Annotated in this window: 11 protein-coding genes; all 11 read left to right on the forward strand. The window is 60.2% G+C overall.

Annotation, left to right across the window (positions count from 1 at the left end; all coding sequences use genetic code 11):
- The first annotated feature begins 2 nt into the window (after positions 1–2).
- Positions 3–1361, forward strand: a complete 1359-nt coding sequence (locus B7E11_RS16265; RefSeq protein WP_080836509.1) for a glutamine synthetase family protein — start codon at positions 3–5, stop codon at positions 1359–1361.
- Positions 1362–1422: 61 nt separating this feature from the next.
- Positions 1423–2880: an NAD-dependent succinate-semialdehyde dehydrogenase gene (locus B7E11_RS16270; protein ID WP_080836512.1), complete on the forward strand. Its 1458-nt coding sequence runs from the start codon at positions 1423–1425 to the stop codon at positions 2878–2880.
- Positions 2881–2884: 4 nt separating this feature from the next.
- Positions 2885–3241 (forward strand): ACT domain-containing protein, encoded by a 357-nt coding sequence (locus tag B7E11_RS16275; protein ID WP_080836516.1) that lies wholly within the window; start codon positions 2885–2887, stop codon positions 3239–3241.
- Between the two features lie 49 nt (positions 3242–3290).
- Positions 3291–4700, forward strand: coding sequence for an MFS transporter (locus B7E11_RS16280; protein WP_080836518.1), 1410 nt, complete (start codon positions 3291–3293; stop codon positions 4698–4700).
- A 3-nt stretch (positions 4701–4703) separates the two neighbouring features.
- Positions 4704–5795: a Glu/Leu/Phe/Val family dehydrogenase gene (locus tag B7E11_RS16285; protein WP_080836520.1), complete on the forward strand. Its 1092-nt coding sequence runs from the start codon at positions 4704–4706 to the stop codon at positions 5793–5795.
- A 77-nt stretch (positions 5796–5872) separates the two neighbouring features.
- Positions 5873–7300, forward strand: a complete 1428-nt coding sequence (locus B7E11_RS16290) for an APC family permease (protein WP_080836522.1) — start codon at positions 5873–5875, stop codon at positions 7298–7300.
- A 57-nt stretch (positions 7301–7357) separates the two neighbouring features.
- Positions 7358–9094 (forward strand): methyl-accepting chemotaxis protein, encoded by a 1737-nt coding sequence (locus B7E11_RS16295; RefSeq protein ID WP_176220787.1) that lies wholly within the window; start codon positions 7358–7360, stop codon positions 9092–9094.
- Positions 9095–9407: 313 nt separating this feature from the next.
- Positions 9408–10079, forward strand: a complete 672-nt coding sequence (locus tag B7E11_RS16300) for a GntR family transcriptional regulator (protein ID WP_080836526.1) — start codon at positions 9408–9410, stop codon at positions 10077–10079.
- 83 nt (positions 10080–10162) lie between these two features.
- Positions 10163–11662 carry a sugar ABC transporter ATP-binding protein gene (locus tag B7E11_RS16305; protein ID WP_281256508.1) on the forward strand — a complete coding sequence of 500 codons (1500 nt, stop codon included), beginning with the start codon at positions 10163–10165 and terminating at the stop codon, positions 11660–11662.
- Positions 11655–12635 carry an ABC transporter permease gene (locus B7E11_RS16310; RefSeq protein ID WP_338026195.1) on the forward strand — a complete coding sequence of 327 codons (981 nt, stop codon included), beginning with the start codon at positions 11655–11657 and terminating at the stop codon, positions 12633–12635. The genes B7E11_RS16305 and B7E11_RS16310 overlap by 8 nt, the downstream gene beginning before the upstream one ends.
- An 88-nt stretch (positions 12636–12723) precedes the next feature.
- On the forward strand, positions 12724–13707 hold the full coding sequence (locus tag B7E11_RS16315) for a substrate-binding domain-containing protein (RefSeq protein WP_080836528.1): 984 nt from the start codon (positions 12724–12726) through the stop codon (positions 13705–13707).
- The last annotated feature ends 26 nt before the right edge of the window (positions 13708–13733 follow it).

Genomic DNA, 13733 nt, shown 5'->3' on the forward strand with positions numbered 1-13733 from the left:
ACATGAGCAGATTGGATTTGGCGCAGCTGGCGCGAATGGCGGAAGGCGGGGAGATTCGCTCGGTTGTGATCGCGGCGGTCGATATGCAGGGGAAGCTGTTCGGCAAAAGAGTGCCCGTCTCTTATTTTCTCGAGGAGGCCAAAGACGGCATCCATACGTGCGCCTTGAATTTTGCCTGGGATGTGAGCCTCAACTTCGGCGCATTCGACTATTGCAACTGGGATACCGGGGTGCACGATATAAAGACGGTGCCGGATCTGAAGACGCTGCGGCCGTATCCGTGGTCGCCCAAAACGGCGTTCGTGCTTTCGGACACGTATGAAAAGGACGGTTCGGAGGTTGCCGTAGCGCCGCGCAATATGTTGAAAAAACAAATTTCCGAGGCGGCCTCGATGGGCATAAAAGCCTTTGCGGCATCGGAGATCGAATTTTACGTATTCAAGGAAACTTCGGAGACCGTCCGCGCCAAAAACTTTACGGACCTGAAGCCGTTGTTCGAATATCCGATCGACTATTCCATTTACCGGCTGACCGTCGATCACGGGTTTCTCGGCATGCTCGTCGAGAACCTGGAGGCGGCGGGCGTGCCGATCGAGGCGTTAAAGGGCGAATGGGGCAAGGGACAAATCGAGTTGAACGTCCGGTATGCGGAGGCGCTGGAGATGGCGGACCGGACGGCCATATACAAAAACGGAATCAAGGAGATGGCGGCGCTGAACGGGCTGATGGCGACGTTTATGGCGAAGCAGGACGCCGGGGATTCCGGCAGCAGCGGCCATACCCATATCAGCCTGTGGGATTCGGAAGGCGTAACCAACCTGCTTTCCGATCCCGAAGGGGAATACGGACTATCGGAAACGGGCCGTTATTTTCTGGGCGGCATGATGGCGCTCGCGCCGGAAATGATGCTGTTTTACGCCCCTTATATCAATTCGTACAAGCGTCTTGCGGACTTCGGTTCTGGCGCGCCCAACACGATAAGCTGGGGCATCGACAATCGCAGCACGTCCTTCCGCTTCGACGGCAAAGGCCGATCGGCCCGATTCGAGAACCGCGTGCCCGGAGCCGACGCGAATCATTATCTTGTGCTGACGGCCATGCTCGCCTCCGGCCTGTACGGCATCAAAAACCGGATCGACATCCCGGCGCCGGTCAAGGGCAACGCGGGAACCCAGGCGGTTCCGCTTCTCCCGTCCAGCCTGATGGAGGCCCGCGACAATCTCGAACGAAGCGAGGCGGCCAGGTCGCTGCTCGGCGACGCGGTCGTCAATCATTATCTGCAAGCCGCGAAGCTTGAGATCGACGATTTCTCCAAGGCGGTCACGGACTGGGAGCGCAAGAAGTATTTCGAATTCATTTAAACCGCAGAAGGACGCGGGCCGATCGCGCGCAGGCGCCGCGGCCGGCGAAGGAGGAGCACGAATGAAAACGCCAATAGAGCTGGATCGATACAGTTGCAACTGGATCGGCGGAGAACGGGTTCAAAGCATGGCGGCAATGGAAGTGGAAAATCCGGCAACCGGAAGGACGATCGCCCGGGTGCCCGATCTGGAGGACGAAGCCGTCGACCGCGCGATAGAAAGCGCCGGGCAGGCATTCGATTCATGGTCGCGGCTGCCGGCGGGCGTTCGAGCGGGCTATCTGAACGAATGGGCGCAGCGCCTGCTCGACCATTCGGAGGAGCTCGCCAGCTTGCTGACCCTCGAGCAAGGCAAGCCGCTCGTCGAGTCGCGCGGCGAGATCGCGGGCGCGGCGGCAATCATCCGCTGGTATGCGGAAGAAGGAAAGCGGGCTTACGGCGAAATTATCCCCGCCTCCAACGAGGGGCAGCAACTGCTCGTATACCGGGAGGCGGCCGGCGTCGTCGGCCTGATCACGCCGATGAATTTCCCGGCGGCGACCGTGGCTCGCAAGGTCGCTCCCGCTCTGGCGGCCGGCTGCACCCTCGTCTTAAAGCCGGCCGAGACGACGCCGCTTACCGCCATCGCCTTGTTCGACCATTTGATGGCGACCGGCATCCCGGCCGGAGCGGCCAATCTGGTCACGGGCGAAGCGGCCCGCATCGGCGCCCGTTTGATGGCCCATCCGGCGATCCGCAAAATTTCGTTTACCGGGTCGACCCGCATCGGGAAGCTGCTCATGGAGCAGGCTGCCCGGACGGTTAAAAAGGTGTCGCTGGAGCTGGGCGGCAACTCGCCGGTCATCGTCTTCCCGGATGCCGATCCGGAAAAAGCGGCTGCCGACATTGCCGCGAACAAGTTCGAAAACTGCGGTCAGGTATGCAACGGCATCAATCGGATTTATGTTCACGAGGACATCCGCGATGCCTTCGTCGCCGCCCTTCTCTCCCGCGTGCGCCGTCTTCGGACGGGCCCGGGCTTGTCCGAAGGCGCGGATGTAGGTCCGCTGATCAGCGGCGCTGCGCTCGCCAAGGTCGAGCGTCTTGTCGGCGACGCCGTCGCCAAGGGCGGCGAATTGCTGGCGGGCGGCCGCCGGCTGCAGGGGGAACCGTATGCGGACGGCTACTTCTATGCGCCTACGTTGATTGCCGGAGTCACGGGGGAGATGGACATCGCGCACGAGGAGATCTTCGGTCCGGTCGCGCCGGTGCTGACGTTTCGAACGGAGGAGGAGGTCGTGGCGGCCGCCAACGACACCGCCTACGGACTTGCTACTTATGTGTATACGCAAAATTTCGCGCGCATTCACCGCATGATTCGGGTATTGAAAACAGGCAACATCGGCGTTAACGGAACTTCGCTCGCCTACCCGCAAGCTCCGTTCGGCGGGGTGAAGGAGAGCGGCATCGGCAGGGAAGGCGGCCGTCAGGGGCTTGAAGAATACACGGTGCTGAAGTACGTTGCCCTGACGACGGAGTGAGCATATGACCGGATACCGTCTCCCGGATGAACAGGCGGCCGCCCGCACGCTCAGAGTGGTGTTCCGCAACTCCCCGGACGCCTTGCTGCGAATCGTCGGAGTGCTGAACCGCAGCGGCATCGCGCTCGTAAATATGGAACTTCAACCCGCGGCCGAACCGGGCGTCTTTAGACTGGAAATGGGCATGAAGCTGTCGGCGCGCGACTGCCGGCTGCTCCGCGAACGGCTGCGCAAGCTCATCTCGGTGCTCGGCGCGGAAGAAGGAGACGCCGGCGAACCCGAAGGCGGCGCGCCCGGCGACGGCGTGGGCCTGTCGGAGCGCAGCGGTTCCCGAAGCGGGTCCGATACAGGCTGCGGTTGAAAAAGGGCCGGGGCCTGCCGCCCGGTTCGATGTACAGGAGGGGATACACATGGCAACGCTCACGATTCGCGCGATCGTACGCAACCGGCCGGGGGCGTTGGCGGCCATCTCGCAAGTGATCGCTTCGTTCGGCTGCAACATCGAGCGCGTGATCGTCGTGCGCTCGCGCAATCCCGGTCATGCGCGCCTGAAGCTCGACGCCTGCTGCGGCGAGCAAGAACGGTTAGACTCGTTGCTTGCGGGGCTGGAAGGGCTGAAGGATGTCGTACGAATCCGGGCAAAGGCGGCACGAACCGGCTCCGCCGCTTACTGGATTGTCGCCTACAGCTTGTTCGTCGCGATTTTAGGAATTAATGTGGCTTCTCCGCTGTATGCGGTGTACAAGCAGATGTGGGCGCTGACGCCCGGGACGGTAACGCTCGTCTATGCGGCCTACGCCTTTGCGGTTATCCCCTCCATCGTGCTGTTCGGCCAGTTATCCGACCGGCTCGGATCGCGCGGCATTCTGATCGGCGGCCTGATCTCCGCGATGCTGGGCTCGCTCTTCCTGGCGCTGGCGGACGGTCTGGCGCCGTTGCTGTTCGCGCGGTTGTTTCAAGGGTTGTCGGCCGGCATGTTCAACGGCGTGGCGATTGCGGCGATGACGATTTTGCACCGGGAGCGAAGCCGCAGCAAGGCGGCTTATACGGCGGCGATCGCGGTCACGGCGGGCAACGCGCTCGGACCGGTCTTGGGCGGCGCTTTGGCGCAATACGGTCCTCTGCCGACGCAGCTGCCTTATTTCGTTCATATTCTGCTGACATTGCCCGGCTTTGCCGGTTTGCTGTTCGTCCGCATCGGCCCGGACGGTGCCGGGCAGAAAGCGAATCGCCTGCGCTGGCCCGCGGTTCCGGCGCAGGCGAAGCCCGCCTTCTATCCGGCGGCGCTGACGTCCTTCATCGCCTGGGGGGTGATCAGCTTGTACATGTCGGTGATTCCATCTTCGATGGAGGCATGGACGGGAAGGTCCAGCCTGTCGGCCGCAGGCGTTGCGGCCGCCCTGGCGATGGGCGTTTCGGCGGCGAGCCAGCCCCTGCTGCGGTTTCTGTCTCCTCTGCGAGGGGTCATGATCGGCTTCGCCTGCATCGCGGCCGGATTGGCGCTGCTCATCGTCGCGTTGGCGCATCCGACGCTTTGGATGCTGATGCTGTCCACCGTTTGCGTCGGTCTCGGTCACGGTCCGCTGTACGCCGCGAGTCTGGCGGCCGTCAATGCGGCGGCTCCCGACGGCATGAGGGGCGATCTCGTCTCCGTTTTTTACGCGATGACGTATCTCGGCGTCGCCGTTCCGGTTCTCGGTCTTGGCTATGCAACGTCTTGGATCGGGCTGACGGCCGCTACCGCGGCGTTCGCTTGCGCGATGACGGCGCTGGCCGCGCTGGCCGGGCGCGGTTGGTTCAACTTGTACAGGAGGGATTGAAAAATGATTTTCGAACGCATGGAGTTGGACGATTACGAGCAGGTGCTGTTTTGCCAGGACAGGCGTTCGGGACTGAAGGCGATCATCGCCATTCACGATACGACGCTGGGACCTGCGCTCGGCGGCACAAGGATGTGGAATTACGCGAGCGAGGACGAAGCGATTGAGGACGTGCTCCGCCTCGCGAAGGGGATGACGTACAAGCATGCCGTATCCGGACTCGATCTGGGGGGCGGAAAGGCGGTCATCATCGGGGATCCCCGCCGGGACAAAAGCGAGGCGATGTTCCGCGCTTTCGGTCGCTATATTCAAGGTTTGGGAGGGCGGTATATAACGGCCGAGGACGTCGGAACGACGGTTGAGGATATGGACACGATCCGTCTGGAAACGAGCTATGTCACCGGCGTCTCGCCGACCTTCGGCTCGTCCGGCAATCCTTCGCCGGCTACGGCGTTCGGCGTCTACCACGGGATGAAGGCCGCGGCGCACGAGGTTTTCGGCTCCGACCGGCTTGAGGGCAAGGTCGTCGCGGTTCAAGGCGTCGGGAATGTCGCCTACCATCTGTGCCGCTATTTGCACGAGGAGGGCGCGAGGCTCGTCGTCTGCGATATTTACGAGCATCAGGTTCGCCGGGCGGTCGAGGAATTCGGGGCGAAAGCGGTGGATACGGCCGATATTTACGATGCGGAATGCGATATCTACGCGCCTTGCGCGCTCGGAGCCACGATCAACGATGAGACGATTCCCCGGCTTAAAGCCAAAATCGTCGCGGGGTCTGCCAACAACCAATTGCAGGAAGAACGCCACGGCCGCATGCTGTACGAGCTTGGCATCGCCTATGCGCCGGATTACGTGCTCAATGCCGGCGGCGTCATCAACATCGCCGACGAGCTGAACGGTTACAATCGGGAGCGCGCTTTCCGGAAGATCGAGGAGATTCGATTCAGCATCGCCCGCATTTTTTCCATTTCGAAGGAGCTGGGAATCCCGACCGATCAGGCGGCCGCCAGGCTTGCCGAAGAACGGATCGCCGCGATTCGCAGCGCGAAAGGCATTTTCGTGCGGAAAGAACTGCACGCGCTCGGCAGACGGTAACCAGGCTTGCCCCCGGCGGGAACCGACCATGAACGGGAGACAGGCAACAAATAGAAGGAGAAGGAGAGGCGCTGTATATGTCCGAAGTGTCCAAATCGAGGGAAAACGCTCTTCCGATTCGTCCGATTTCCGATTCGTCCCGGCTTTCCGAAGGGGATCCGGCGACCGGGTACGCCCAGGAGTTGAAGCGAACGCTAACATTCAAGGATCTCGTCGTCTTCGGCCTGATCACGATGCTGCCGATCGCGCCGACGCAGGTATATGCCTCCGCCTCCATAGCCAGCGGCGGCATGGCTCCGCTCGTCTATCTGGTCGGCGTCGTCGCCATGATCTTTACCGCGATGAGCTACGCATCCATGAGCAAGGAATTTCCGATCGCGGGCTCGGCGTACTCGTTCGTGCAGCGGGGAATGAATCCGCATATCGGGTTTCTGACCGGCTGGATTATTATTATGGACTATCTGATTATCCCGGGAATGCTGATCGCTTTCTCCAATCTTTGGCTGTCTGCCGCATTTCCCGGCGTTCCGAACTGGTTGATGATCCTCGTCTTTACGCTCATTATCACGATCGTCAATGCCAGGGGCATCTCTCTGACCCGATGGGCGAGCTATCTGTTTCTGATCTGCCAGCTCGGTCTGATCGCCATCTTTGTCCTGTGCGCGCTCAAATACGTCCTGATCGACGGAAACGGCATGGGGCATTTCTCCATCGCGCCGTTTTATCAGCCGGGCAAAATCGACCTGCAGCTTATCGCGACGGCCGCTTCCATCGCGGTGCTCGGGTTTATCGGGTTCGACAGCATCAGCACCCTGTCCGAAGAAACCCGAAATCCGACCCGCACGGTCGGACGGTCCGTCGTCGCTTCGCTGGCGCTCATCGGCATGCTGTTTCTCATGCAATCCTATATGGCCTCGCTGGCGCATCCCGAATACGACGATCTCGACCCGGGAATGGGATATTTCGACATCATGCGCGAGGTAGGCGGCGACGGTCTGTATTACGCCTTTATCATCGTCGGCGTCGTCTCGGTCGGCATCGCCAACGCGCTGACCGTCCAATCCGCCATCTCCCGCGTCATTTTCTCGATGAGCCGGGACAAAATGCTTCCTTTTTCCGGTTTCCTGGCCAAGGTTCATCCGAAGTTCAAGACCCCGGCCAATGCCACCCTGTTCGTCGGGGCGGTGTCGATTCTCGTCGCCTTGTTTCTTTCGCTGGATTTCCTGGCCAGGCTCGTCAATTTCGGGGCCATGACGACTTACATGCTGCTGAATCTTGCCGTCGTGACGCACTTTTTCTTTCGCAAAAAGCAAAGAAGCGGCTTCGACGCCTTCCGGTATCTGATCTCGCCGCTGATCGGCTTCTCGGTCATCGCTTTCATCTGGAGCGGCTTCGATTCGAAGACTCTGTATATCGGCTTCGCCTGGCTGGCGATCGGAGTCGTCTACGGCTTTGTCAAGTCCAAAGGTTATAAAGAGGTGCCGCCCGTACTGGGCGACGTTTGATCGTCATCGTCCGTCACACGGTCAAGCGGAATCGGATTCGGGGAGAGGATGTCCGAAATGGCGAAGTCTATTCGTTTAACTTTTTTTGCAAAAAACCTGCTGATTTCCTTCCTGAGCATCGCGATCGTCGGCGCCGTGCTGACGGCGTCGGGGGTGGCGATGCAGAAGCGGATGACGACCGACTATTTGTACGAGCAAGCCTACGGGATTGCCGCCATGGCGCTGCTGCCGCTGAATGCGGAGGACGTTGCGAAGGCGATCGCGGAGCCCGGCTTGGACCGCGAGCCGGTACGCCGTCTGACAGAGCGCCTGACGACCATTTCGGCGGTCAATCCGAATGTCGCCCAGGCTTATCTTTTTTCCGCCGCGACCAACGCGAACGGAGAGGTTACAGTAATCGCCACGCCCGATCATATCGCGGAAGCGGGACTCGTTTCGGGGACGACCTACGAAAATCCGGAGGCGGTTCAACAGGCGATCGATACGGTGGTCGCGACGAAGAAAGCGTCGCAGACCCCGATTTACAAGGATCAATACGGGGACTGGATCAGCATCGTCGAGCCTGTGCTGGACGAGGAAGGCAACGTCGCGGCCGTACTGGGGGTCGATATGAGCGCCTCCCTCATCCGCGAGAACGCCCGCCGGATTCAGACGTTGTCGCTGCTTGTGATGGCGGCCGCGCTGCTCGGCATGATGATCGTCCAGTTCTTCCTCACGAGGCGCACGCTCGCCCCGGTCAGAGAGCTGTTCGCGGCGATCGGACAAGTGAGCGAGGGCCGGCTGGACGTGTCGCTGCGAACCGACCGGAAGGACGACTTCGGGGAACTGAACGTCAAGTTTTCGGAAATGGTCGGAGAAATGCGAAGCATCATAAAGGGCGTACAGGAAAAGGCGGTGCTGGCAGCGGACGCTTCCCGCGATCTGGCCGATCGGGTGCGCAGCGACAAAAACGACTACGAGCGGAATGCAGCGATTATCCGCGAGGTGCTGGGCGGAGCGCAGGCCCAAAACCAGGCGGCCGGCGAAAGCGCGCGGGTGATGGAGGAGATGGCGCAAGGCATCCAGGACATCGCGCGGCTTGCGGGCCAGGTTATGGAGGCTGCCGGCGGGATGAAGGAAAACGCGGGCGAAGGCCAAAATGCGATCGAGCGAGTCGTCCGGCAAATGACCGGCATCAGCCGGAGCGTCAACGAATCGTCCGATATCGTCCGGATGCTCGACGAGCGTTCGCGCCAGATCGGGAATATCGTAAAAGGGATTTCGGACATCGCGTCCCAGACCGAACTCCTCGCGCTGAATGCGGCCATCGAAGCCGCCCGCGCAGGCGAAGCCGGCAAGGGCTTTGCCGTCGTCTCGGGAGAAGTCCGCAAGCTGGCCGACCAGTCCGCCAGCGCCGCCGGGGACATCGCCAGCATCACGTCGCAGATTGCGCATGAAATCGGCGAAGCGGTTCATTTGATGCGGCAGGGCCTTGAGGAGGTAAACGGCGGCATGCAGGTGACGAGAGAGAGCAGCGAGGTGTTTGACGGCATCTTCGATGCGATCCGCGACGTATCCGCGCAGACCGAGGATATGTCCGCCATTACGGAACAGATGTCGGCGGGGTCCGAAGAGGTGGCGGCTTCCGTGCAGCAGTTGGCCGCAATCGCGAAAGTTTCCGCCGACGGAGCGGCCCGGATGGCGGCGGGGACGGAGGAGCAGATGCTCCGCCTGGGGGCTATGGCGGAGTCGGCGGACAAGCTTAACGAAATGTCCGCCGAGCTGACCCGGCTCGTATCCCGTTTTCAGGTTTGACTTTACCGCAGGTTAAGGCGATAGCGCAAAGGCAAAGACGATGAAGGCTCCCGACATGCGGGTGCCCCATCGTCTTTGCTGCGCTTTGCGGAGCTTTGCGGAGCGCTTGACCGGAAGACAAGTTCCCGAAAACGAGAAAACGGAGCTTCGGGAATAAAAATAAAAAATTCGGTCTTGCCAAGATTATATATAATATATAATATAGATTATAGAATATGGTGTAAGAGAATATGACATCCCAAAAGAGGCCGAACGGCAAACCAATACGGGAAGGTGATAAGGAGTGAAGCCTATCGTTACGAGGCCGCCCTTTATGGACAAGCAGAACATCAGCCACGATCTGGTCGAATATTTCAAGCAGCTGATTTTAAGCGGGGAGTTGAATCCGGGAGACCGAATCGTCGAAACGAAGTTTGCCCGCGAGCTCGGCATCAGCCAGACGCCGGTCCGGGAGGCGATGCACATCCTGGCCGGAGAAGGCGTCGTGACGATCGTGCCGAACAAAGGGCCGGTCGTGAACGAACTGCAGCGGAGCGACGTGTTCGAAATCTATTCGCTTCGGGCGGCCATCGAGGGGCTGGCCATCCGCATCGCGACCCAGATCGCGCCGCAGGCGGCGATCGACGACCTGGAGAGCTTTTACTCGGAAATGAAGGCGAAGCTGGACGACGATTCCGTCGAAACGCTGCTGCCCGACTCGCTGTTCATTCACCAGTCGATCATCAAGCTGTCCAATCACGCGCGGCTGATCCATACCTACGAATCGATCTCGTTCCAGATTTCGCTCGTGAACCGGATTCTCGGCTCGAATTCGACCAAAGAAAAAGAAGTCGAGCAGCATCTCGAGCTGATCGAGGCGCTCAAGGAGCGGAATCCCGACAACGCGGAAAAAATCATGCGCAAGCACATTTACCGCTCGTACCGCGAATTCATCGAGCTGGACGAGGACAAGCATTGGGAGGACGGAGAGACGCTCTGGTTTTGAGCGGGCGCGCTTCCGCCGATCCTCCGGGCGCCTGGCGGATCGGAAGGGAAGCCTGCCATTTCGTTGAAGAGGGAGGGGCATAAGTGGGAGACGCGGTTTTAAAAATGACGGGCATATCCAAAGCCTTTTTCGGCGTGAAGGCGTTAAACCGGGTATCCCTCGAAGTTCGCCGGGGCGAAGTGCATGCGTTAATGGGCGAGAACGGGGCGGGCAAGTCGACGTTGATGAAAATATTGACCGGCCTGGTGAAGCCCGACGAAGGCGAAATCGTCTTCGACGGGCACCCCGTCAAAATCGATTCGCCGCAGACGGCGCTCGGCCTCGGCATCGCGATGATTCATCAGGAGCTCAATCCGATTCCGGAAATGACGGTCGCGGAAAATATTTTTCTCGGGCGGGAGCCGGTGCGCGGCGGGATTTTTCTGAATCGCAAGGAGCTCTATCGCCAAACCCGGGAGCTGCTGGACGAGTTCGATTTTCCGCTGGAGCCGGGTCAATCGGTCGGGCGCCTGAGCGTCGCCGAAAAGCAGATGCTGGAAATCATCAAAGCGGTATCGTACCGGGCCAAGCTGATCATCATGGACGAGCCGACGTCGGCCCTGTCGGAGAGCGAAGTGAAAACGCTTTTTCGGACGATGGACAATCTGAAGCAAAAAGGCGTGCCGATCGTTTACATTTCCCACCGGATGGAGGAGATTTTCTCCAAGACCGACCGCGTAACCGTGCTTCGGGACGGCGAGTACGTCGGCTCGGAGGACATCGCGAACCTCGACGCCGACCGGCTCATTTCCATGATGGTCGGGCGTCCCCTGGACGCGATCTATCCGAAGGAGGCGGCAACCCGGGGCGACGTCGTGCTGGAGGCGGTGGGCTTAAGGCGGCATTCCGCGTTCGAGGACATTTCGTTCCAGGTCCGAGCGGGCGAAATTCTCGGCATCGCCGGCCTGATGGGAGCGGGTCGCAGCGAAGTGATGCGGGCGATGTTCGGCATCGACCGGCTGGACGGCGGAGAGGTGCGGCTGGAAGGGAAGCCGGTCGCGATCAAGCACCCGACCGACGCCATTCGCCAAGGTCTTGCGATGGTGACGGAGGACCGCAAGGAGCTCGGGCTCGTGCTCTGCCGGTCGATCCGCGAGAACATGACGCTGGCCAGCATGCCGATTTCCGGAGGAAGCCCGTTCCTGTCGGCCAAAAACGAAGTTCGCAACGTCGAGGAGATGACCGGCAAAATCCGCATCAAAATGCGCGACATCGACCAGGACGTGCAAAATTTGAGCGGCGGCAACCAACAGAAGGTCGTCATCGCCAAATGGCTGATGACGAGGCCCAAGGTGCTCATTCTCGACGAGCCGACGCGAGGCATCGATGTCGGAGCGAAAGCGGAAATTTACAAACTGATGTCAAGTCTGGCGAAAGAGGGGTTGGCCATCATTATGGTTTCATCGGAATTGCCCGAAGTGATCGGGATGAGCGACCGGATTTTGGTCATGGGGCAAGGCAGAATCAAGGGCGAGTTCCAGGGCGGACAAGCGACGCAGGAGCAAATTCTCGCCTGCGCCATCGGAGGTGAGCGGATTGCTTAACGGTCTTTCCTTAAAACGCCAGCCCCCGCCCGGCGGAGGCGGAATTCCGGCCGACATGCTCCGCAAATACGGCCTCATCGGCATTCTGCTGCTTGCCGTCATCGTCCTCAGCATCGTTTCCGACGCCTTCCTTACCTTTACGAACCTGATGAACGTGCTGAGGCAAGTCTCCATCAACGGCATATTGGCCGTCGGCATGACGTTCGTTATTTTGACGGCAGGCATCGACTTGTCCATCGGCTCGATGATGGCCGTATCGGCCGTCATCGCCGCTAGCATCGTAAGCTATAATCCCGATCTGGCGATCGTGGCTTTGCTCGCGGGCATGCTGGCAAGCGGCGCGCTCGGCGGGGTCAGCGGCACGATGAGCGCCAAGCTCAACGTCGCGCCCTTCGTCGCCACGCTCGCCATGATGACGATCGCCCGGGGCATTGCGCTCATTTATACGAACGGACGTCCCATCGTCATCGATTCTCCTTCCTTTAAATTTCTCGGCCAAGGCTATCTCGGACCCATCCCGTTCCCGGTCGTTTTGTTCATCCTCGTAACCGTCATCATGAGCATCATCCTCTACAAAACGAAGTTCGGGCGCTATATATTTGCCGTCGGCGGCAATGAAAACGCGGCCCACATTTCCGGAATCCGGGTCAGCCGGGTCAAAATCTGGGTGTACGTCATCAACGGCCTGCTGGCCGGCCTTGCCGGCGTACTGCTCGCTTCGCGGATCAGCTCCGGACAGCCGAACAGCGGCATGGGCTACGAGCTGGACGCGATCGCCGCCGTCGTCATCGGCGGGACGAGCCTGTTCGGCGGGCGGGGCTCGATGCTCGGCACGATCGTCGGCGTCCTCATTATCGGCGTCATCAACAACGGGTTGAATTTGCTCGACGTATCCTCCTATTGGCAGCAAATCATCAAGGGCGTCATCATCGCGGGAGCGGTCATTCTGGATCAACGGGCAAAGCGCGCTTAACCTCCAGAATCGGAGGCCGAGCCCGCCGCGGCAAGCGGCGCTCGCGTCTGATTTCATAAAACCGAATAGACGAGAGGAGAAACGAGAGATGGCAAAAATGAAAAGCTGGAAGTGGTTGGGGACTCTTGCGCTGGCATCGACGGTGCTGGCGGCATGCGGGGGGAACGAAGGAGGCAATACCGCCTCGCCGAGCGCGGAGGGCGGAGCTTCGGGGGAAGCCGCGGGCAAGGAGTACCGGATCGGCGTAGCCGCTCAGGGTCTGTCGCACGAATTCATCAAATCGCTCGTCGAATCGATGCAGGAAAAAGCCGACGAACTGAACGTCGAGCTGCTCGTCATGGACAGCCAGGACAAAATCGAGGAACAGCTGAACCAGGTCGACAACCTGATCTCGCAAAAGGTGGACGCGATCATTTTGAACGCCGTCGACATGGTCGGCTCGAGTCCGGCGGTCGACCGCGTGAAGGAAGCGGGCATTCCGCTCGTCGAAGCGATCACCTTCACCGAAAACGAAAATTACGACGTGTTCGTCGGCACCGATCCCGAGCAGTCCGGGGTAATGATGGGCGAAATTTTGGCCGAATTGCTGGACGGCAAAGGGAACGTCGCGCTGCTTCAAGGCCAGATCGGCCATTCCGCGGAAATTACTCGCGGCGCCGGGCTCCAGAAAGCGCTGTTCGACAAATATCCGGACGTCAAGCTCGTGACCGAGCAAACCGCCAACTGGAACCGCGACGAAGCGATGAGCATTACGGAAGACTGGCTGCAGCGGTTTCCGGAGCTGAACGCCATCGCCGCCCAAAACGACGAAATGGCGATGGGCGCGCTGCAAGCGGTTGAGGCGGCCGGCCGCACCGACATTCTCGTCGTCGGCATCGACGGCATCGCCGACGCGCTCAAGGCCGTCAAGGAAGGACGTATGGCCGCGACCGTGCTCGACAACGTGACGGAGGAAGGCAAGCGGGCGATCGAAGTCGCCGTCGGGCTGATCGAAGGCGAGAAGTTCGAAAAGAAGGAACTGGTCGACTACGTTCCGATCAATAAAGACAACGTGGACCAATACATCCAGTAAAGTTTGAATACTCGGTTTAAAAAAGG

Origin of the sequence: Cohnella massiliensis (assembly GCF_900169535.1) — a bacterium.
Classification (GTDB): Bacteria; Bacillota; Bacilli; order Paenibacillales; family Paenibacillaceae; genus Cohnella; species Cohnella algarum.

Bases quoted from the DNA above. Each gene is read 5' to 3' on its own strand.
- B7E11_RS16265 (WP_080836509.1), top strand. From the start codon at position 3: ATGAGCAGATTGGATTTGGCGCAGCTGGCGCGAATGGCGGAAGGCGGG.
- B7E11_RS16270 (WP_080836512.1), top strand. From the start codon at position 1,423: ATGAAAACGCCAATAGAGCTGGATCGATACAGTTGCAACTGGATCGGC.
- B7E11_RS16275 (WP_080836516.1), top strand. From the start codon at position 2,885: ATGACCGGATACCGTCTCCCGGATGAACAGGCGGCCGCCCGCACGCTC.
- B7E11_RS16280 (WP_080836518.1), top strand. From the start codon at position 3,291: ATGGCAACGCTCACGATTCGCGCGATCGTACGCAACCGGCCGGGGGCG.
- B7E11_RS16285 (WP_080836520.1), top strand. From the start codon at position 4,704: ATGATTTTCGAACGCATGGAGTTGGACGATTACGAGCAGGTGCTGTTT.
- B7E11_RS16290 (WP_080836522.1), top strand. From the start codon at position 5,873: ATGTCCGAAGTGTCCAAATCGAGGGAAAACGCTCTTCCGATTCGTCCG.
- B7E11_RS16295 (WP_176220787.1), top strand. From the start codon at position 7,358: ATGGCGAAGTCTATTCGTTTAACTTTTTTTGCAAAAAACCTGCTGATT.
- B7E11_RS16300 (WP_080836526.1), top strand. From the start codon at position 9,408: ATGGACAAGCAGAACATCAGCCACGATCTGGTCGAATATTTCAAGCAG.
- B7E11_RS16315 (WP_080836528.1), top strand. From the start codon at position 12,724: ATGGCAAAAATGAAAAGCTGGAAGTGGTTGGGGACTCTTGCGCTGGCA.